Source organism: Siccirubricoccus deserti (genome assembly GCF_014283215.1).
In the GTDB taxonomy this organism is placed as follows: Bacteria; Pseudomonadota; Alphaproteobacteria; order Acetobacterales; family Acetobacteraceae; genus Siccirubricoccus; species Siccirubricoccus deserti.
The window spans coordinates 95386-113566 of record NZ_JACOMF010000012.1; the positions used below are offsets into that span (position 1 = coordinate 95386).

An 18181-nucleotide genomic window follows, 5' to 3' on the forward strand; every position below is an offset into this window, starting at 1 on the left:
CGGCGGGTAACCCGGCGCCCGGTTGCAGCGAACCGGCTGCATTCGCCACCACCGCACCCTATCTTGGGGTAGCGACGACGAGGAGGCAGCGGGCATGAGCGGCACGACCGAAACGGCAACCCTGGGCGGCGGGTGCTTCTGGTGCCTGGACGCGATCTACCGCGACCTGCGCGGGGTGTCCGCCGTGGTCTCCGGCTACGCCGGCGGCCATACCGAGAACCCGACCTATGAGGAGGTCTGCGGCAAGCGCACCGGCCATGCGGAGGTGGTGCAGGTCACCTTCGACCCGGCCGAGATCAGCTACGCCGACCTGCTCAGGGTGTTCTTCACCATCCATGACCCGACCACCAAGGACCGCCAGGGCGCCGATGTCGGGCCGCAGTACCGCTCCGTCATCCTCTACCATTCCGAAGAGCAGAAGCGGGTGGCCGAGCAGGTGATGGACGAGATCGCCGGCGCCGGCATCTGGGGTGCGCCGCTGGTGACCGAGCTGGTCCCCTTCGACCGCTTCTGGCCGGGCGAGGCGGAGCACCAGGATTATTTCGCCCGTACCCCCTGGAGCGGCTATTGCCGCGTCGTCATCGCGCCCAAGGTGGCGAAATTCCGCAAATCCTACGCCGACCGGCTGAAGCGGCCGGCGGCCTGAGCATCCGATGACCGTAGCGCCCGCGGGGCGCGGAGGTCCGAACCGGATGCGACACCAAGAAGGGAACCCCGTCATGGCCCTGTTCGGCAAGACCGCTGAGGCGGAACACTACCCGGTCGAGAAATCCGAGGCGGAGTGGCGCCGCATCCTCTCCCCCGAGGCCTTCCGGGTGCTGCGGCAGCACGGCACGGAACGCGCCGGCACCAGCCCGCTCAACGCCGAGAAGCGCCCCGGCATCTTCGCCTGCGCCGGCTGCGGCACGCCGCTGTTCGATGCCGGGACGAAATTCGAAAGCGGCACCGGCTGGCCGAGCTTCTTCGCGCCCATCGAGGGCAATGTCGGCACCACCACCGACCGCAGCTTCTTCATGACCCGGACCGAGGTGCATTGCGCCAAGTGCGGCGGCCATCTCGGCCACGTCTTTCCCGACGGCCCGGCGCCGACCGGGCAGCGCTACTGCATGAATGGCGTCTCGCTGCGGTTCGAACCGGCGAAGGGCTCAGGGGGCGGAACGGACTCAGCATAACGCGACTTGCCAATCGGGCGCGGTCAGGGGAAGCCATCTCCGCAACCTGGAATGCTTGACGCCATGCGGCGGGCCGCCTTCGCGCTTCCCCTCCTGGCCGGGCTGCTTGCCGCCCCGGCCCGGGCCGATCTGGTCTATGTGTTGAACTCCGGCGACGCCTTCATCACCGTGCTGGACAGCACGACTCGGGAGGAGGTCCGACGCATCCCGGTGCTGCGGGAAGTCCACCACCTGTTGCTGACCCCCGACCGGACGGAGCTGGTGATCGGCGATTCGGTGGCCAACGAGCTGATCTTCCTCGACCCCGCCACCGCCGAGGTGACGCGGCGCGAGCGGATCAGCAACCCCTACCACCTGGAGTACAGCCCGGACGGCAGGCACCTGGTCATCACCAGCCTGCGCCGCGACCAGGTGGACATCTACGATGCCGCCACCCGCACCCTGCAGGCCCGGCTGCGGGTGCCGGACAAGCCCAGCCACCTGGCTTTCTCGCCCGATGGCCGGCTGGTCTACGTGACCTTGCAGGGGGCGAGGCGCCTCATGGCGATCGACCTTGCCCAGGGGCGCCCGGTATGGACCGCCGAGGTCGGACGGCAGCCGGCCGGGGTGATCTGGCATCGCGGCAGGCTGCTGGTTGGCATCATGGGGGCCGACCACATCGCGGTGGTGGATCCCCTGGACGGCAAGGTGGAGCGGACCATCCCGGTCGGCCGTGGCGCCCATACGGTCTTCGCCGCGCCGGATGGCCGCGCCCTCTACGCCACCAGCCGGGTGGACAGCCGGCTGACGGTGCTGGACCCGGAGACGCTGGAGGTCCGGGCGCGCTGGGATTTGCCGGGCGGACCGGATTGCATCGCCTTCGACCCGGAGGGGCGGCTCTGGGTAACCCTGCGCTGGGTGGCTCGGGTAGCGGTGGTGGACCCGGCGACCGGCGCGGCGGAGACCATCCCGGTCGGCCGCTCGCCGCATGGCATCTTCGTCCAGCCCCGGCGGGAGCCCTTGCCGCCAGTGCCAGTGGCTGCGACGACGCCGACCGACGCTGCGCCGCCGGTGGCCGAGGTGACCGCTGCGCCCGTGTCGCCGCCGCCACTGGCCGCTGCGCCGCTGGATGCATCGCCGGTGGTTCCTGCGGCGACGCCGGCACCGGAGCCGGGGCAGGCGCCCTGGTGGCGGCGCAGCCTCGGCCGATGAGGCCCGGCCGCCGCGCCCTGCTGGCCGGGCTGCTGGCGCCAGGCACGGCGCTGGCCCAGCCGGCCTGCCGCGGCACCATCTATCTCACCATCGATACCGGCTGGGGGCGGGAGGCCGAGGCGATCGCCGGCATCCTACGCCGTCACGGTGTGCGCGCCACCCTCTTCCTGGCCGATGAGCCGAGCTTCCGCGGCGACACCACCCTCTCGGACGGCTGGGCGCCGTTCTGGCGGGCCCGCGCGGCGGAGGGCCATGCCTTCGCCAGCCACACCAGGCGCCATTGGTATTTCCGCGGTGACCCGGCCCCCGGCCGCGTGCGCTATGCTCCCCGCCAGGGTCCGGGGGCGGAGGTGCTGGACGGTCCTGGCCTCTGTGCCGAGTTGCAATGGCCGATCACCCGCCTGCGGGCGATGGCGCCGGAGGCGCTGGTCCTGCCGCTGTGGCGCGCCCCGGGCGGCTTCACCACGCCGAACGCCCTGGCCCTGGCGGCCGCCTGCGGCCTCAGGCACCAGGGCTGGACCCCGGCCGGCTTCTGGGGCGATGAGTTGGACAGTGCCCGCCACCCCAATGCCAGCCTTGCCCGCCGGGCCATGGCCCGCACCGGGCCGGGCGATGTCGTCGTGCTGCACTGGGGCGTGCGCAGCCGGCAGGAGCCTTTCGCCGGGGTGCTGGATCAGGTCATAACCGGGCTGTTGGCGAAGGGGCTGTGCTTCGCCCCATTGCCGCCCCAAGGCATCTGATGCTGCAGGATTGGTACGCCGCCGCCACCGGCTGGCTGTTCGAGCATGTGCTGCAGCCGGCGCTCTATGCCCTCGGCCTGATGGACTGGGCGGAGGATCTCTACGGCTGGCTGGATTTCGCCCTGTTCGGGCTGTTCGGCATTGCCGTGGTCTATGCCGTCTGCCGGCCGTTGGAGGCCTGGCGTCCGGTGGAGCGGCGGGCGGACCGCCGCGCGGTGCGGACCGACATGGTCTACACCTTTCTCTCCCGCCTCGGCATCCTGCCGCTGCTGGCCTTCGTGCTGCTGGCCTCGCTGCAATCGCGCTGGGAGGGCTGGCTGACCGAGGCCGGCATCATGCCGCCGACCCTGGAGGAGCTGTTTCCACCGCTGCGCGAGCACGCCCTGCTGGCGCTGCTGGTCTATGTCGTGGTGCTGGACTTCGGCGAGTACTGGCGGCACCGGGCGCAGCACGGCTTCCGCTGGTGGTGGGCGCTGCATGCCATCCATCATTCCCAGCGGCAGATGACCTTCTGGACCGACGACCGCAACCATGTGCTGGACGATGTGCTGGCGGCGCTCTGGTTCGGCGGCCTCGCCCTGCTGATCGGCGTGCCGCCCGGGCAGTTCCCGCTCATCCTGCTGCTGCTGCGGCTGGGGGAGAGCCTGTCCCACGCAAATGTCCGGCTGAGCTACGGCCGCATCGGGGAGCGGCTGCTGGTCTCGCCGCGCTTCCACCGGCTGCATCATGGGCTGCTCTCGGCCGGGGCGACGGGGAAGAATTACGCGGTGCTGCTGCCGGTCTGGGACTGGATCTTCGGCACCGCCGATTTCCGCCGCGGGCAATTCCCGCCGACCGGCGTGCCCGGCATCGAGCCGGCGATGGAAAGCGGCGGCTGGCTGCGACAGCAATGGGCCGGCTTCCGGCGGCTGGCGACAACCCTGGCCGGCCGCGCTTGAAGCTTGCGATGCCGCACCCATCATGCGGGGCATTCCCCGCACCGGAGCCCGCCATGCGCCGCCGCCACCTGATCGCCGCCGCCGCCGCCAGCCTCGCCGCGCCCGCCGCCTTCGCCCAGCAGCACCAGCACGGCCCGGCGCTGCGCCCGGCGGCGCCGGCGGCCGATGCCTATCACCGGCTGCAGGGCGGCGTGCCGCACCACATCACCCCGGACCAGGCGGCGCAGCGCGTCACCGACAGCCCGGCGCCGCCCGGCCCGCCCGGCCGCTGGGTGGCACGCGCCGCCCTGCCGATCCCGCGCAGCGAGATGGCCTGGGCCACCGAGGCCGGCGGCCGCATGCATGTGGTCGGCGGCTATGGCGAGGGCCGGGTCGACCGCGGCTACCATCATGTCTACGACCCAGCGGGCGATCGCTGGTTCGACGCCGCGGCGCTGCCGCGCGGGGCCAACCATGTGGCGGTGGCGACGCTGAATGGCCGGGTCTACGCCTTCGGCGGCTTCATCGAGCAGAACCGCAATCCCGACGCCAATACCTATGTCTACGACCTGGAGACCGACCGCTGGACCGCGCTGCGGCCGATGCCCCGACCGCGCGGCGCGGCGGCGGCGGTGGCGCTGGACGGCAAGCTGCACCTGATCGGCGGGGCCGGCGCCCCGACGGCGGAGCGGGCCAGCGTCGGCTGGCACGAGGTCTACGATCCGCAGGCCGATAGCTGGGAGATCCGCAAGGCGCTGCCCGGCGCGCGTGACCACGTCGGCGTGGTGGCGCATCAGGGCCGCATCCACATCATTGGCGGCCGCTTCAACACCTTCGAGTACAATACCGGCCTGCACCATGTGTACCTGCCGGCGCGCGACACCTGGGAGGAGCGGGCACCGCTGCCGACCGCGCGCTCCGGCCATGGCACGGTCCTCTACCGCGGGCGGTTCTTCGTCATGGGCGGGGAGGGCGGCATTCTGGAGCGCGGCGTGCCGCGCAACGCCAAGGTGTTCGGCCAGATGGAGAGCTACGACCCGGCCACCGACAGCTGGCAGAGCCACGCGCCGATGCCGACGCCGCGCCATGCGGTGGCGGCGGTGGCCATCGGCGACTGGATCTACGTCGCCGGCGGCGGCGCGGTGCTCGGCGGCTCGGTCCAATCCTCGATCCACGAGGCCTTCACGCTGGGATAGCCGTTCGCCCGGCCTGCTTTCCCACAGAAAAAGGAGGGGGCACGGGGGAGTTCGCTCTCCCGAATTGCCTTTCTGCATGCAGAATTTCGACGTCATCGTTCTGGGCGCCGGCGCCGCCGGCCTGTTCGCCGCCATCAGCGCCGGGCAGCGCGGCCGCCGCGTGCTGTTGCTCGACCATGCGGAGGAGGCGGGGAAGAAGATCCTCATCTCCGGCGGCGGCCGGTGCAATTTCACCAACCTCGGCTGCGTGCCGGAGCGCTTCCTCTCGGCGAACCGGCAGTTCGCCCGCTCGGCGCTGGCCCGCTACACCCAGCACGACTTCATCGCCCTGGTGCAGAAGCACCGCATCGCCTTCCATGAGAAGACGCTGGGGCAGTTGTTCTGCGATGGCTCGGCGCGGCAGATCGTGGCGATGCTGCTGGCCGAGGCCGCGGCGGCGGGGGTGGCGCTGCGGCTTGGCCATCGCATCACCGAGGTCTCGCGCGCCGATGCCTTCCGCGTCGAGACCAGCCATGGCGGCTTCACCGCATCCTCGCTGGTGCTGGCGACCGGCGGGCCGGCCATTCCCAAGCTGGGTGCCACGGATTTCGCCCATGCGGTGGCGCGGCGCTTCGGCCTGCCTGTCATCCCACCGCGCCCGGCGCTGGTGCCGCTGACCTTCGCCGGCGAGGATCTGGACCTGATGCGGCCGCTGTCCGGCGTCGCGCTCGACAGCATCGCCCGCTGCGGCGGCGTGGCGTTCCGCGAGGCGACGCTCTTCACCCACCGCGGCCTGTCCGGTCCTGCCATCCTCCAGGCATCCTCCTACTGGAAACCCGGCGAGCCGCTGCTGCTGGACCTGCTGCCGGAGCAGGATGCCGCCGCGCTGCTGCGCGCCGCCAAGCGGGCCCGGCCAAGGGCGGAACCGCGCACCGTGCTGGCGGAACTGCTGCCGCAGCGCCTGGCCACGGCGCTGGCGGCGCGGCACTTGCCGGCGCTGCGCATGGCCGATCTGCCGGACCGCGCGCTGGATTCGGTGGCCACGCTGCTGCGCGGCTGGCGCCTGCTGCCCGCCGGCACCGAGGGCTTCGCCAAGGCCGAGGTCTCCGCCGGCGGGGTGGATACCGCGGCCCTCTCCTCCCGCACCATGGAAGCGCGGAAGGTGCCGGGGCTGTTCGCGGTGGGGGAGGCGGTGGACGTCACCGGCTGGCTCGGCGGCTACAATTTCCAATGGGCCTGGTCGAGCGGCTGGGTGGCGGGGGAGGCGGCGTAAGGCCCCGCTGGCGTGACGTTTGCTTGGCAATGACGCATGTCGTCAGGAAGCCGGTCCATGCGCCAACGCCGCAACCGTCCTCGGCTCGAGACCGATGCCGCGCTGGCCAGTCCGCCGCCGCCCCTCGGTCACAATGGCGGGCCGCCGCTCGACCCGAATGAGAGCTGGCGGGGCTATTGCTGGCGCAAGGCCAGCAAGCGTGCCTGGAAAGCCCCGCGGGAGATCGCCCTGCGCCGGCTGGCCCGGGCCGAGGAACTGGGGATGAGCTACCGGGATTATACGCTCGAGATCCTGGAGCGCGGGCGGTACCTCTGAGCCGGCCCGAACGCGCTACCCTTTCTCAGCCGCCAGCACCCGCGCCACAGCCGGCCTCGCGGCAACCCGCTCCCGATGCGCCATCACCCGCGGCAGCTTGCCGAGATCGACGCCATCGCCGTCCAGCCAGCGGGCCACGGTGAAAAGATAGGCATCGCAGATCGAATACTGATCACCCATCACCCAGGGGCCGCGCAGCATGCCGTGTTCGATCAGGGCGAAGGCCTCGCCCATGCTCTGCGGCACCTTGCGCTTCATCGCCTCCATCGCCGCGGCGTCGTCCACCCAGCGGGCGCCGCGGCTCTTGTGGGCATGGGCGACATGCACGGTGGAGCAGAGATAGCTGTTGAAGGCTTGCGCCTCGGCGAAGGCGAAGGGGTCGTCGAGCGGCGCCAGTCCGGCGGCCGGGTTGGCCTGGGCCAGGAAGGCGAGGATCGCCGGCGTCTCGGTCAGCACGCCGCGCGGCGTCACCAGCGCCGGGACCCGGCCCTTCGGATTGATCGCCAGATACTCGGGCGAACGCTGCGCCTGGCTGGCGAAGTCCACCCGCACCGCCTCATAGGGCAGGCCGAGTTCCTCCAGCACGATGTGGCTGGCCAGGGCGCAGGTGCCGGGGCCGGTGAACAGCTTGTACATGGGCGTCTCCTGGTGGTTGGCGGGGCCGGATCAACGCACCCCGCCGGTTGCTCAAGCCCTCGGCGTCAGCCCTCAAGCCGGATCCCGGTCAGCTCCACCAGCTCCCGCCAGCGCGCCACCTCGGCGCGCTGGAAGCTGGCGAATGCGGCGGCACCCAGCGGGGCCGGGTTGAAGCCCAGGCTGCCCAGCCGCGTCACCATCTCCGGCTCCGCCAGGATCCGCGGCAGCGCCTCGGCCAGCCGGGCGATGATCGGCGCCGGCGTCCGCGCCGGGGCCCAGAGGCCGAACCAGGCATCCACCGCCATGTTGGGCGCGCCGGCCTCGGCGAAGGTCGGCACCTCGGGCAGCTCCGCCAGCCGCCGCGGCGCGCCGATGCCGAGGCAGCGCAGCCGCCCGTCCTTCACCAGCGCCACCACCTGCGGCCAGGTGGAGACGAAGGCATCCACCACCCCCGCCACCGTGTCCGTCGTCGCCTGGGCGCCGCCGCGATAGGGCACATGGGTGGCCGTCAGCCCCTCCCGCCGCACGAAGCTCTCGGCGATGACATGGCTGGCCGAGCCGACACCGGAGGAGGCGTAGGTGATCCGCCCGCCGCCCTTCCCGCGTGCCGCCAGCTCCGCCAAGGTCTTCGCCGGAGAGGTGGCGGGCACCACCAGCGCGTGATGCACCTCGGCCAGCCGGCCGATGGCGGCGAAATCCTCCAGCGGCCGATAGGGCAGGTCGCGGATCATCGCCGCATTGGCCGCATGCGTCTGGTTGTTGCCGAGGCTGAGGGTGTAGCCATCCGGTGCCGCCGTCGCCACCGCCTGGGTGCCGACCACCGCGGCACCGCCCGGGCGGTTCTCCACCACGAAGGTGGCGCCGGGGATGCTGGTGGCCAGCCGCTCCGCCAGCGCCCGGGCCAGCACATCGGTGCTGCCGCCGGGCGGGTAGGCCAGCACGATGCGCACCGGCCGGCTCGGCCAGGGGGCGTCCTGGGCCCAGGCGCGCCCGGCGACCGGTGCGGCGATTGTGGCGGCGAGCAGGTGGCGGCGGAGGATCATCGCGGGTCCCTTCGCCGGCCCGGCGGGCCGGCCTTCGTTGCAGTGACCGCTCCCTGGACCATCCGCGCGCTCAGGTCCACCGGCGGCCACCGGCGGGGGGCTGTTCACTGCTTCGTGAATGTCTCAACCACGGCCGGCATAGCTTTGAAACATTTGGCATTAATTCCGCCGTCATCGTGCCACAACTGCTGGTGCATACTGCGCTCTCATCATGGGGAGCCGGAACATGGCAGTCTGCCAGGCCGATCGCCGCACCGCCGCGGCTGGGGGATGAGGCGCATGGATCGCCGCCCCGACCCGTGGGGGGATTTCCTCCGGCGCACCCTGCTCGCGGTTGGCCTCGCCGGCGCCGCGGCGGTGCCGCCTGCCCTCGCCACCGATCCGCCCGCCGCCGAGCAGGGCGAGCGTGAAACCATCCCGAACCAAGCGCCACCGCAGGCCGAGGGGCAGGAGTAGCCAAGGGCTTTCAGGCCGGTCCTGGCGCCGTGCGGCCCGAGCCGGACCGTTACCGCCGTGCTGCGAAGAATGCCCGCAGCAGCGCCGCGCACTCCGCCTCCCGCACCCCGCCCACCACCTCCGGTGCATGATGGCAGGAGGCAGCGGCGAAGACCCGGGCACCATGCTCCACCCCGCCGCCCTTCGGGTCATAGGCGCCGAACACCACCCGCTTCACCCGGTAGAGGCTCGCCGCCTGGGCGCACATCGGGCAGGGCTCCAGGGTCACGGTCAGCACGCAATCCGCCAGGTATTTCCGCCCACGCCCGCGAGCGGCGGCGCGCAGTGCCAGCATCTCGGCATGGGCGGCGGGATCCTGGCCGGCCTCCACCAGGTTTCCCGCCCGCGCCAGCACCACCCCGGCGGCATCGGTGACGACGGCGCCGACCGGCACCTCGCCCCGCTCGGCGGCGGCGCGCGCATCCTCCAGGGCGAGTTCCATGGGCGAAGGCATCGCCCGGTTCTGCCCCGGCCCGGGGCCCGGGACCAGAGCCGTGCGCAGATAACTTCGCGGTTGCGATTCCACTGGGGCGCGGTTTGCTCTAGCAACCTGCCATGCGCACCCGTCCCATCATCGGCGTGACCCTGGATGCGGAGGAGCCTGGTGGCTACTCCAAGCTGCCCTGGTACGCCCTGCGGAAGAATTACTTCTCCAGCCTGGCCGAAGCCGGGGCCCTGCCCATGGCCCTGCCGCACCAGACCGAACTGGCGGAGGCCTATCTCGACACGCTCGACGGGCTGCTGATCACCGGCGGCGCCTTCGACGTCGATCCTTCGCTCTACGGCGGCGGCCCGGCCCATCCCACGGTCACGCTGAAGGCCGGCCGCACCGATTTCGAGCTGGCGGTCACCCGCGGCGCGCTGGCCCGCAACCTGCCGGTGCTTGGCATCTGCGGCGGCCAGCAACTGCTGGCGGTGGCGCTCGGCGGCACCTTGATCCAGCACATCCCGGATACCGTGGCGGAGGCGCTGGAGCATGAACAGCCCAACCCGCGCGACCAGCCGGGGCATGAGATCGCCATCGCCGCCAATACCCTGCTCGCCAGCATCGTCGGCAAGACCCGCATGGCGGTGAACAGCGCCCACCACCAGGCCGTCGCCACTCCCGGCGAGGGCGCGGTGGTCAACGCCGTGGCGCCGGACGGGGTGGTGGAGGGCGTCGAGCATGCCGGCTACCGCTTCGCCCTCGGCGTGCAATGGCACCCGGAATACGCCGTGGACCCCGCCGACCCGCTGATCTTCCAGGCCTTCGTGCAGGCCTGCCGTGGCTGACCGGCCCGAAGACGGCGACAAGCGAACCACGCCGGAGGCGCGGGGGGAGAGAATCGCCAAATGGCTGGCCCGCGCCGGCGTCGCCAGCCGGCGCGACGCCGAGAAGCTGATCGCCGCGGGCAAGGTGAAGCTGGACAACCAGCCGGTGACCTCGCCCGCCACCTTTATCCGGCCCGGCGACCTCGTCACCGTGGAAGGCAAGCTGGTCGGCGAGCCGCAGCGTACCCGGCTCTTCCGCTACCACAAGCCGGCCGGGCTGGTGACCACGCATCGCGACGAGAAGGGCCGCGAGACCGTCTTCCAGAAGCTGCCGCCCGGCCTGCCGCGCCTCGTCTCCATCGGCCGGCTCGACCTGAACTCCGAGGGGCTGCTGCTGCTGACCAATGACGGCGAGCTGGCGCGCCGGCTGGAACTGCCGGCGAATGGCTGGCTCCGCCGCTACCGGGTGCGGGTGCATGGCGAGGTGGATGAGGCGGCGCTGGCGCTGCTGGCCAAGGGCACCCGCATCGGCCGCACGCATTACGCGCCGATCGAAGCCGGGCTCGACAGCCGCAAGGGCAGCAACGCCTGGCTGACCGTCGCCTTGCACGAGGGGAAGAACCGCGAGATCCGCCGGGTGATGGAACACCTCGGCTTGGCGGTGACCCGGCTGATCCGGCTCGCCTACGGCCCCTTCCAGCTCGGCGCCCTGCCGCGCGGCGCGGTGGAGGAGGTCAACCCGAAGGTGCTGCGCGACCAGCTCGGCCTCAAGACCGAGACCCCGGCCCAGCGCCGCAGCCGGGAGCGTGGCGCGGCGGCGCGCGGCGAACGTGCCCATGCCGAGCCCGAGCAACTCGGCCGCGACGGCACGGCGGGGCTCGCCGAGCCGGAGCCCGAGGCGCAGTAGGGGCGGCGGCATGCGCATCATCGGCGGGCTGCACCGCGGCCGCCGGCTGGTCGCCCCGGCCGGCGCCACCACCCGCCCGACCGCCGACCGGGTGCGCCAGGCGCTGTTCGACATGCTCTGGCACGCCCCCTGGGGAGGGCGGGAGGCGATCGAGGGCGCGGTGGTGCTGGACGCCTTCGCCGGCACCGGCGCGTTGGGACTGGAGGCGCTGTCGCGCGGCGCCGCCTCGGCGCATTTCATCGAGAACGATCGTGCCGCCCTGGCCGCGCTGCGGGCCAATATCGCCGCCTGCGACGAGGCGGCGCGCTGCCGGGTCCTGGCCGGTGACGCGACCAAGCCGCCGCGGGCGCCGCAACCCTGCACGCTGGTCTTCCTCGATCCGCCCTATGCGCGGCGCGCCGCGGCGGCGGCGCCCGGGCTGCTGGAGCAGGCCCTGGCCGCCCTGGCCGCCGCCGGCTGGATCGCTCCCGGCGCGCTGGTCTCGGCTGAATACGGCACGCCGCCGGAGGCCCCGCCGCCCGGCTTCGCCCTGCTCGCCACCCGCGCGCATGGCGCCGCGCATCTGTCGGTGATGCGGGCCGGTCCGCCGGCGTGACCCGGCGGCTGCGCCGGCTGCTGGTGCTGCTGCCCTCCGCCGGCCTGGGCGGCGCGGAGGCGCATACCGCGACCCTGGCGCGCGACCTTGCCGCCGCCGGCGTCGCCGTCACCCTGGCCATCGCCCCGGCGCTGGCCGAGGCCTTCGGCCGCATGCTCGGGCCCGGCTTCGCCACCAGGCTGCACGCCGCCGAGATCGACTGGCGGGTGGACGCCAGCCCGGCCTCCAATATCGCCCGCCAGGCCATGGCCGGGGCGGAGCTGGTGGCGGCGGTCGCGCCTGATGCGGTGCTGCTGCCGCTGCCCTGGCCGAGCCATGGCCTCGGGCTGATGCGGGCGCTGGCCGGCACGCCGGCCCTGGCCATCGCCCATCTGGCGCCCGCGGCGCTGCCGGACGCGGAGGTTGCCGCTGCGCGCACCGCCCCCGCGGTGCACTGGGTCGCCGTCTCCGCCCCGGTCGCGGCGCGGGTCGCGACCACCTTCGCCCTGCCGCCCGACCGTATCCTCGTCATCCCCAACGGCGTCGAGGTGCCGCCCGAAGATCCCGCCGCCCGCGCCGCAGCACGCGCCGCCAAGCGGGCGCTGCTCGGCCTGCCGCCCAAGGCGCCGCTGCTGATCTTCGCCGGCCGGCTGGACCCGGCGAAGGGCGCCGACCTGCTGCCCGGCATCGCCGCCGCCCTGGCCAGCCGCGCCACCATCGCCGTGCTCGGCGCCGGGCCGCTGCGGACGGAGCTGGAGGGCGGAGCGCTCCGCCTGCTCGGCCGGGTGAGCGATGTGCCGGACTGGCTGCTGGCCGCCGATGCGTTGCTGCTGCCCTCCCGCCTCGAAGGCTGCCCGCTGATCTTCCTGGAGGCCGCGGCGCGGCACTGCCCGGTCATCGCCACCGCCGCGGCGCTGGAGGCCTTTCCGGAGGCCGCGGGCCTCGCCGCCCTGGCGCCCGGCCCCGGCGCGGCGCGGCTGGCCGAACTGGCTGCCCTCTGCCTCGCCGACCCCGCCGCCGCCAGGGCGGTTGCCGCCGCGGCGCACCGCCAGGCGGTTCTTCAGCAGCAGTCCATCATGCTCGGGCAGTATTGTGCCCGGCTGCGCGCGCTGCCGGCTTGATCGCGCCGGCGTGACAGGTCATGGGACGTCGACGAGGGTGGCAGGGCGTGCGGAATAGCCATGCGGGTTGAGGTCGCGGTCGTCATCCCCGCCTACCGCCAGCCAGGGCTGCTGGCGGAGGCGGTGCTCTCGGCGCTCGACCAGCAGGGCGCGCCACCCACCGCGGTGGTGGTGGTGGATGACGGCTGCCCCTATCCCGCCACCGCCCGCACCGCGGCCGATCTGGCGGCGGCGCAGCCCGGCCGGATCTTCGTGCTGCGGCAGCCGAACCGTGGGCTTTCGGCCGCGCGCAACGCCGGGCTGGGCTTTTCCCTGGCCGCCTTCCCCGGTTGCCGGGCGGTCTATTTCCTTGATGCCGACAACCGGCTGCTGCCGCGCTTCCTCGGCCGCGCCATGGCGGCGCTGGATGCGGCGCCGGCCGAGGTCGGCTGGATCTATCCCGACATCGATGAATTCGGCGGCCGGGAGAATTGGACCACCGGCGGCGAGTTCTCCCTGCTGCAATTGCTGCTGGCCAATTATTGCGACGCCGGCAGCCTGGTCCGCCGCGCGGTGTTCGAGGCCGGGCTGCGCTTCGACGAGACGATGCGCGCCGGCTTCGAGGATTGGGACTTCTGGCTGCAGGCGGCCGGGCGCGGCTGGCGCGGCCAGCACCTGCCCGGCGCCGGATTCCTCTACCGCCGCCGGCCGGAAAGCATGCTGGCGGGATCGGAGCGGATCCGGCCGCTGCTGCTCGGGCAGCTTCGGCAGAAGCATGCGGCGTTGCTGGCGCCACGCCGCCTGTTGGCGCTGGAGGCGTCGGAGGCGCCGCGCCATGCCATCCATCTGGCCGGGGAAGCCAGCGTAGCCTGGACGCTCGACCCGGGCGCGCCGCCGGCCGAGCTGCTCGATCCCGGCACCGCCCGCCGCCGCCTCGCCGCCGCCATGGCGGCGCCGGGCGCCCGCTTCCATCCGTCGCTCTTAATCTTCGCCGAACCCGCCACCCTGACGCTGCTGGAACGCTTCGGGGTGCTGCACCTGGTACTCTGGTGGGCCGGGCGGCTGCTGGCCGAGGCCGATGCGGTGGCGCTGGAGGTCGTCGCGACCGCGCGGCCCGAGCTCGCCCTGGACCGTCCTGGCATGGTCGAGGGGCTGCCGGACGAGGCGCCGCTGATCGTCACCACCAGTGCCGCGCTCTGGGCCGCGGCCGCTCCGTCGGGCGGGATTCCGGCGCGCCACCAAAGCCAGGACCGACCGGACGTGGTCCAGGACGCCGCCCCATCGGGGGAGCCTCCGGAGCGACGCCGGCGCAGTGATCGGCCTGGCACGCTCCGGGCTGCCGCCCTGGCGAGCGAGGGGCCCGGGCCACGGACCGCGCGGCTGAGGCTGCACCTGCCGCTGGAGCCCGAGGCGGCGGGGCAGCGCAGCCCGCTTCCGGCGCGGCAGTTGGCGCTGGAGGTCGCCGCCCTCGGCCAGCTCCGCCGCAGCCGCAGCCCGCGCCCGGCTGAATGGAAGCGGGAATACCGGCCGCCCCGCGCCGGCATGGCGGCGGAGGCTGCGGCGCTGGCGGGAATTGGTCCGCTGCTGCCGCGCCTGCCTGGCACGGGCCGGGCACGGCGCGACATCGGCTTCATCCTGCCCCTGTTCTCCTTCGCCGGGCTGGAGAAGGTGATCCTCAACCAGGCACGGGCGCTGCGTGGCCGCGGCTGGCGGACCCATCTCATCGTGCTCGGCGCCTCGCGGATCGACCGCGGACTGGAATTCGCCGGCGCCTTCGACAGCGTGGCGCTGCTGGAAGGCATCGGCGAGGGCGAGGTCGCCTGGCAGGGCGGCTATTTCGGCGCCGGCCTGTCCCGCTTCGACCGGGAGGCGGCGGCGCCGGAGGTGCTCGGCCTGCTGGCCGGGCTCGACGTGGCGGTGAACGTCCATTCGCTGGCGGCGCAGGGGCTGATGGCCTCGCTGCGCGGGCTTGGGGTGCGCTGCTTCGGCGGGCTGCACCTGATGGAGCATGGCCCCTGGGGCGAGCCACATGGCACCCCGCATATCCAGGCCGCCTATGAGCACGCCTATGACGGGGTGATGGTGATTTCGGCACGGCTCCGCGACTGGTGCCTCGGCGCCGGCATTCCGGCGGAGAAGCTGCATCTGGTGCGCAACGCCCCGGGCTATGCCAGCCCGCCATCGGTGGTCGCGGCGGCGCTGGCGGCGCGGCGGCGGCTGGCTTCGGGGCCGCTGAAGCTGCTGTTCCTCGGCCGGCTGGATGCGCAGAAGGGGATCGACCGGCTGGCGGCGATGATCGGCCGGACCCGGGGCGAGGCGGTGCAGTGGCGCATCGTCGGCCGCGCCGTGCTGGGCGAGGTGCCGCCGCCGCTGCCGGTGGCGGTGGAGCCGCCGGTCTTCGCCCCGGCGGCGCTGGATGCGCTCTATGCCTGGGCCGATGTGTTGGTGCTGCCCTCCCGCTTCGAAGGCGTGCCGCTGGTGGTGTTGGAGGCGCAGCGGCTGGGCTGCGTGCCGGTCGCCACCGATGTCGGCGCCATGGCCGAGGCGATCGCCCATGGCGCGGATGGGCTGCTGGTGCCGCATGACGCGCCGGAGGAGTCGATCCTCGCCGGCTTCACCGCGGCGATCGCGGCGCTGGCGGCGGATCGCGCCCGGCTGCGGGCGATGGGCGAGGCAGCGGCGGCGCGTGTCGCGGGGGCTGGATGGGAGACGGTGATGCGGGAGTTCCTCGACCATCTGGACCGGCTCTGCCCGCCGGGGGAGGCGGCATGACCCCGCGCATCGAGCCCGCCCTGCTGGGCGAATTCCATGACGCCGCCGCGCCGCTGCTGCTGGCCGATGCTGCGCTGCCGGAGGTGGTGGCGCTGGCGCTGCCCGGCCTCGCGCTATGGCTGGTGGATGGCGAGGGACGGCTGCACCGGCCGGGCGGCGACCCTGCCCGCGCCACCCTGCCGCTCGCCGCCGCCCCGGCCGAGGCGCTCGCCATGGTCGCGGCGGAGGAGACCGATCTCGCCGTGCTGCGCAGCTGGTGGAGCGCGCCCGGCCTGCCGCCGCTGCTGCTGGCCGCAAACGGCCCGGCGGCACTGCCGGCGCTGGCGCCGCTGCTGGCCGCTGCCCTGCAGCCGCGCGCCGCCCAGGCCGCCGGCTTGCAGCGCGCCCTGGTCGCAGCACGGCAGGAGGCGGAGCGGCTGCAGGAGGCGATGCAGGCGCTGCTGCTGCACGCCGGCCCGCCCGCCGCCCAGCCGGCGCCGGTGCTGGCCCGTGCCGGCGAGCCTGCCGCCACTGCTGCCGTGGCGCCGCGCGATGGTAGGCTTGCGCTCGGCCAGGCGCTGGGCCTGCCGCTGTCGGGGGTGACGGCGCTGGCGCTGCATCTGGAGGCGGCGGCGGGGACATTGGCGGCGCTGCGGCTGCGGCTGCATGGCGCCGAAAGCGGGAGGATCCTCGGCGCCTGGCTGGTGCCGGGGGGTGCGCTGGCCTCGGGCTGGCAGCAATTCGACCTGCCTGCACCGCTCGGCCCGCTGCGGGAAGGGGCGCTGCTGGAGGTGGTCGCCGAGACCAGCCCGGAGGATGTGCTGCGGCTGTCCCTGGAAGACCGTAGGTCCGAGGCACCGGTGGTGGTCGCCGGCGGCCCGGCCCAGGACCGTGCCCTGGCGGTGCGGGTCTGGACCGCACCGGCCGGCCGCCGCTTCATCCAGCCGCTGCACTGGGATGCCGAGGCCATCGACCTGCCGCTGGCCCCCGCCGGGGTGGCGGTGGCGCTGCCCGAGCAGCTTTTCGCCGCGGCGCGGCTGCCGCTGGGGCGGGTGGAGGCGCGGGCGCTGGGGCAGGCACCAGCCCGGCTGGTCGCCACCCTGGCCGGTGGCGAGGCGGCGCTGGTGGTGCTGCCCGCAGTGCCGCTGAACGGGCTGGACCTGCTGACCGCCGAGCTGGCGCCGGGGCTGGGCGATGCGGCGGGGCTGGAGGCGGCGCTCTGGCTGCAACCCGCCGATGCCGTGCTGGCGAGCCTGGGCGATCTCTCGCTGGAGCCGCCGGGTGCCCGCTGGTCCGGCTGGCGCAGCCCGCGCCCGGGCGAGCCGCTGCGCATCACCCTGGCGCTGCCGCTGGCCGCGGCGCGCCATGCGACGGTGGCGCTGGCGTTGCGCAATGCCGGCCCGACGGCGGCCGACCAGATCAGGGTGGAATTCACCGATCTGGTCGGCCGGCGGGTGGCGCAGCCGGTGGGCGGCAAGGCTCCGGCGCCGGTGCGGCTGGCGGCGGTGGCGCCGGGCGCCGGGGTGCCAAGCCTGGCCGCGGTGCGGCTGGAGGACAGCCTGGTGCTGGGCGGCGGCAGCTATCGCCACCTTGACATCTGGCTGGAGGGGGTGCGGGCGGGGGAATACGGCTGGCCCCGGCTGCGGTTCAAATTCGTCCTCGACGGCGATGCGCCGGCGCTGGAGTTCCGTGCCCGGCCGGATTGGCCACCGCTGTTCGGGCAATGGCCCGAGGGCAATGCGGCGATGCGCATCGACCAGTACGGGCCCTATCTCCGGCTGACCGAGGCAGCGCTGGCGGAAGGGCTGGTGGCGGGGCTGGCGGAGCCGCGCGACCAGGCGATGCTGACTTCGGTGCTGCGGCTGTTGCCCATGGCGGTCGCGACAGTGGCGCGGGACGCGACAGCGGAGCCGGCAGAATATGACATGCTGCTGGGCAAGGCGCGGCGACTGGCGGCGGGATTGCCGGGGTAGGGCTGCGCTAACCGATCCTGCCCAGGACGAAGCGGGCCCGATCCGCGATGCTCACCAAAGGCAGCGGCACCGGATCATAGCCGAGGTCCGTGTAGACGCGGAGCATCATGTCATGCGTCGCCCGCGCCACCTCGGCGGATTGCCTGCGCTCCGCATCCTGGCGGTAGATGCCGGGCCAGGGCGGTGCGATGAAGACCCTGCGGTGGTAGCGGAAGACCTCCGCCGCCCGCTGGATATGCGCCGGGACCGGCAGGCCGCAGACGCGCAGATAGCCGATGACGTCGGGGATGCCGCGGTCGAAGACCACGGTGCCATCGCGGCGCTGCGCCTCACGGTAGGACCGCAGCTCCCAGCCCAGCATGAGCTCCGCGAAGGTCTGGCGGTCGCCCCAGGGCAGGGCATTGCCGCCGATGGCCTGCTGATCCTGAATGATTGCCCGGCCGGCCTCCGGCATGAAGCCGAGGCCGCACGTGGCCAGGGCCTCGATCAGGCTGCTCTTGCCGGCGCCGGGACCGCCGGTGATGACGAAGAAGCGTTCCATAGGGGGTATGCCTGATCGGGGGGCATGGCAGCGGCATGAAGCGTCCATTCATACCGGGCGCCGCGCCGGGTGGTGCGTAGCCAAAGCCTGCGGAGCAAGCCGTCTGGCGGCTGAGGGGGCCATTGAT

Annotated in this window: 19 protein-coding genes; 15 read left to right on the forward strand and 4 right to left on the reverse strand. The window is 73.4% G+C overall.

The window, feature by feature from the left end; all coding sequences use genetic code 11:
- Positions 1-94: 94 nt before the first annotated feature.
- The 8 genes from msrA to H7965_RS12420 all read left to right on the forward strand — a co-directional run bounded on the left by msrA (position 95) and on the right by H7965_RS12420 (position 6783).
- Positions 95-646, forward strand: a complete 552-nt coding sequence (gene msrA, locus H7965_RS12385) for a peptide-methionine (S)-S-oxide reductase MsrA (protein ID WP_186770892.1) — start codon at positions 95-97, stop codon at positions 644-646.
- A 73-nt stretch (positions 647-719) separates the two neighbouring features.
- Positions 720-1172 (forward strand): peptide-methionine (R)-S-oxide reductase MsrB, encoded by a 453-nt coding sequence (gene msrB / locus H7965_RS12390; RefSeq protein ID WP_186770893.1) that lies wholly within the window; start codon positions 720-722, stop codon positions 1170-1172.
- 51 nt (positions 1173-1223) lie between these two features.
- A complete protein-coding gene (locus H7965_RS12395) occupies positions 1224-2363 on the forward strand; it encodes a YncE family protein (RefSeq protein ID WP_186770894.1) in 1140 nt (379 codons plus the stop codon).
- A complete protein-coding gene (locus tag H7965_RS12400; RefSeq protein ID WP_186770895.1) occupies positions 2360-3103 on the forward strand; it encodes a polysaccharide deacetylase family protein in 744 nt (247 codons plus the stop codon). The genes H7965_RS12395 and H7965_RS12400 overlap by 4 nt, the downstream gene beginning before the upstream one ends.
- Complete coding sequence (locus H7965_RS12405) at positions 3103-4041, forward strand: sterol desaturase family protein (protein ID WP_186770896.1); 939 nt, start codon at positions 3103-3105, stop codon at positions 4039-4041. The genes H7965_RS12400 and H7965_RS12405 overlap by 1 nt, the downstream gene beginning before the upstream one ends.
- Positions 4042-4094: 53 nt before the next feature.
- Complete coding sequence (locus H7965_RS12410) at positions 4095-5216, forward strand: Kelch repeat-containing protein (protein ID WP_186770897.1); 1122 nt, start codon at positions 4095-4097, stop codon at positions 5214-5216.
- 76 nt (positions 5217-5292) lie between these two features.
- On the forward strand, positions 5293-6468 hold the full coding sequence (locus H7965_RS12415) for a BaiN/RdsA family NAD(P)/FAD-dependent oxidoreductase (RefSeq protein WP_186770898.1): 1176 nt from the start codon (positions 5293-5295) through the stop codon (positions 6466-6468).
- Between the two features lie 57 nt (positions 6469-6525).
- The gene (locus H7965_RS12420) at positions 6526-6783 is read left to right on the forward strand and encodes a hypothetical protein (protein ID WP_229682585.1); all 258 of its coding nucleotides are present in this window, start codon (positions 6526-6528) and stop codon (positions 6781-6783) included.
- Positions 6784-6798: 15 nt separating this feature from the next.
- Here the strand turns inward: H7965_RS12420 and H7965_RS12425 are convergent, their stop codons facing one another.
- Complete coding sequence (locus H7965_RS12425) at positions 6799-7419, reverse strand: glutathione S-transferase family protein (RefSeq protein WP_186770899.1); 621 nt, start codon at positions 7417-7419, stop codon at positions 6799-6801.
- Between the two features lie 65 nt (positions 7420-7484).
- The gene (locus tag H7965_RS12430; protein WP_186770900.1) at positions 7485-8462 is read right to left on the reverse strand and encodes a Bug family tripartite tricarboxylate transporter substrate binding protein; all 978 of its coding nucleotides are present in this window, start codon (positions 8460-8462) and stop codon (positions 7485-7487) included.
- Positions 8463-8741: 279 nt separating this feature from the next.
- Here H7965_RS12430 and H7965_RS12435 point away from each other — a divergent pair, with 279 nt between their 5' ends.
- Positions 8742-8918 (forward strand): hypothetical protein, encoded by a 177-nt coding sequence (locus H7965_RS12435; RefSeq protein ID WP_186770901.1) that lies wholly within the window; start codon positions 8742-8744, stop codon positions 8916-8918.
- A 49-nt stretch (positions 8919-8967) separates the two neighbouring features.
- Here the strand turns inward: H7965_RS12435 and H7965_RS12440 are convergent, their stop codons facing one another.
- On the reverse strand, positions 8968-9411 hold the full coding sequence (locus tag H7965_RS12440; RefSeq protein WP_229682584.1) for a nucleoside deaminase: 444 nt from the start codon (positions 9409-9411) through the stop codon (positions 8968-8970).
- Positions 9412-9512: 101 nt separating this feature from the next.
- On the opposite strand from H7965_RS12440, the gene H7965_RS12445 reads away from it, so the two are divergent.
- Genes H7965_RS12445 through H7965_RS12470 form a run of 6 tightly spaced genes read left to right on the forward strand, consistent with a single transcriptional unit; the run spans position 9513 to position 17513 of the window.
- Positions 9513-10229, forward strand: coding sequence for a gamma-glutamyl-gamma-aminobutyrate hydrolase family protein (locus tag H7965_RS12445; RefSeq protein ID WP_186770902.1), 717 nt, complete (start codon positions 9513-9515; stop codon positions 10227-10229).
- On the forward strand, positions 10222-11115 hold the full coding sequence (locus H7965_RS12450) for a pseudouridine synthase (protein WP_186770903.1): 894 nt from the start codon (positions 10222-10224) through the stop codon (positions 11113-11115). The genes H7965_RS12445 and H7965_RS12450 overlap by 8 nt, the downstream gene beginning before the upstream one ends.
- 10 nt (positions 11116-11125) lie before the next feature.
- Entirely contained in the window at positions 11126-11710 is a 585-nt protein-coding gene (gene rsmD / locus H7965_RS12455) for a 16S rRNA (guanine(966)-N(2))-methyltransferase RsmD (RefSeq protein WP_186770904.1), read from the forward strand.
- Complete coding sequence (locus H7965_RS12460) at positions 11707-12810, forward strand: glycosyltransferase family 4 protein (protein WP_186770905.1); 1104 nt, start codon at positions 11707-11709, stop codon at positions 12808-12810. The genes rsmD and H7965_RS12460 overlap by 4 nt, the downstream gene beginning before the upstream one ends.
- A 60-nt stretch (positions 12811-12870) precedes the next feature.
- Positions 12871-15561, forward strand: a complete 2691-nt coding sequence (locus tag H7965_RS12465; protein ID WP_186770906.1) for a glycosyltransferase — start codon at positions 12871-12873, stop codon at positions 15559-15561.
- A complete protein-coding gene (locus tag H7965_RS12470; protein WP_186770907.1) occupies positions 15558-17513 on the forward strand; it encodes a DUF6212 domain-containing protein in 1956 nt (651 codons plus the stop codon). The genes H7965_RS12465 and H7965_RS12470 overlap by 4 nt, the downstream gene beginning before the upstream one ends.
- 7 nt (positions 17514-17520) lie before the next feature.
- Here the strand turns inward: H7965_RS12470 and H7965_RS12475 are convergent, their stop codons facing one another.
- The gene (locus tag H7965_RS12475; protein ID WP_186770908.1) at positions 17521-18054 is read right to left on the reverse strand and encodes an AAA family ATPase; all 534 of its coding nucleotides are present in this window, start codon (positions 18052-18054) and stop codon (positions 17521-17523) included.
- Positions 18055-18181 lie beyond the last annotated feature (127 nt).

What these genes read in the sequence shown, in the direction of transcription:
- msrA (WP_186770892.1), top strand. Translation starts at nt 95, where the DNA reads ATGAGCGGCACGACCGAAACGGCAACCCTGGGCGGCGGGTGCTTCTGG.
- msrB (WP_186770893.1), top strand. Translation starts at nt 720, where the DNA reads ATGGCCCTGTTCGGCAAGACCGCTGAGGCGGAACACTACCCGGTCGAG.
- H7965_RS12395 (WP_186770894.1), top strand. Translation starts at nt 1,224, where the DNA reads ATGCTTGACGCCATGCGGCGGGCCGCCTTCGCGCTTCCCCTCCTGGCC.
- H7965_RS12400 (WP_186770895.1), top strand. Translation starts at nt 2,360, where the DNA reads ATGAGGCCCGGCCGCCGCGCCCTGCTGGCCGGGCTGCTGGCGCCAGGC.
- H7965_RS12405 (WP_186770896.1), top strand. Translation starts at nt 3,103, where the DNA reads ATGCTGCAGGATTGGTACGCCGCCGCCACCGGCTGGCTGTTCGAGCAT.
- H7965_RS12410 (WP_186770897.1), top strand. Translation starts at nt 4,095, where the DNA reads ATGCGCCGCCGCCACCTGATCGCCGCCGCCGCCGCCAGCCTCGCCGCG.
- H7965_RS12415 (WP_186770898.1), top strand. Translation starts at nt 5,293, where the DNA reads ATGCAGAATTTCGACGTCATCGTTCTGGGCGCCGGCGCCGCCGGCCTG.
- H7965_RS12420 (WP_229682585.1), top strand. Translation starts at nt 6,526, where the DNA reads ATGCGCCAACGCCGCAACCGTCCTCGGCTCGAGACCGATGCCGCGCTG.
- H7965_RS12425 (WP_186770899.1), bottom strand. Translation starts at nt 7,419, where the DNA reads ATGTACAAGCTGTTCACCGGCCCCGGCACCTGCGCCCTGGCCAGCCAC.
- H7965_RS12430 (WP_186770900.1), bottom strand. Translation starts at nt 8,462, where the DNA reads ATGATCCTCCGCCGCCACCTGCTCGCCGCCACAATCGCCGCACCGGTC.
- H7965_RS12435 (WP_186770901.1), top strand. Translation starts at nt 8,742, where the DNA reads ATGGATCGCCGCCCCGACCCGTGGGGGGATTTCCTCCGGCGCACCCTG.
- H7965_RS12440 (WP_229682584.1), bottom strand. Translation starts at nt 9,411, where the DNA reads ATGCCTTCGCCCATGGAACTCGCCCTGGAGGATGCGCGCGCCGCCGCC.
- H7965_RS12445 (WP_186770902.1), top strand. Translation starts at nt 9,513, where the DNA reads ATGCGCACCCGTCCCATCATCGGCGTGACCCTGGATGCGGAGGAGCCT.
- rsmD (WP_186770904.1), top strand. Translation starts at nt 11,126, where the DNA reads ATGCGCATCATCGGCGGGCTGCACCGCGGCCGCCGGCTGGTCGCCCCG.
- H7965_RS12465 (WP_186770906.1), top strand. Translation starts at nt 12,871, where the DNA reads ATGCGGGTTGAGGTCGCGGTCGTCATCCCCGCCTACCGCCAGCCAGGG.
- H7965_RS12470 (WP_186770907.1), top strand. Translation starts at nt 15,558, where the DNA reads ATGACCCCGCGCATCGAGCCCGCCCTGCTGGGCGAATTCCATGACGCC.
- H7965_RS12475 (WP_186770908.1), bottom strand. Translation starts at nt 18,054, where the DNA reads ATGGAACGCTTCTTCGTCATCACCGGCGGTCCCGGCGCCGGCAAGAGC.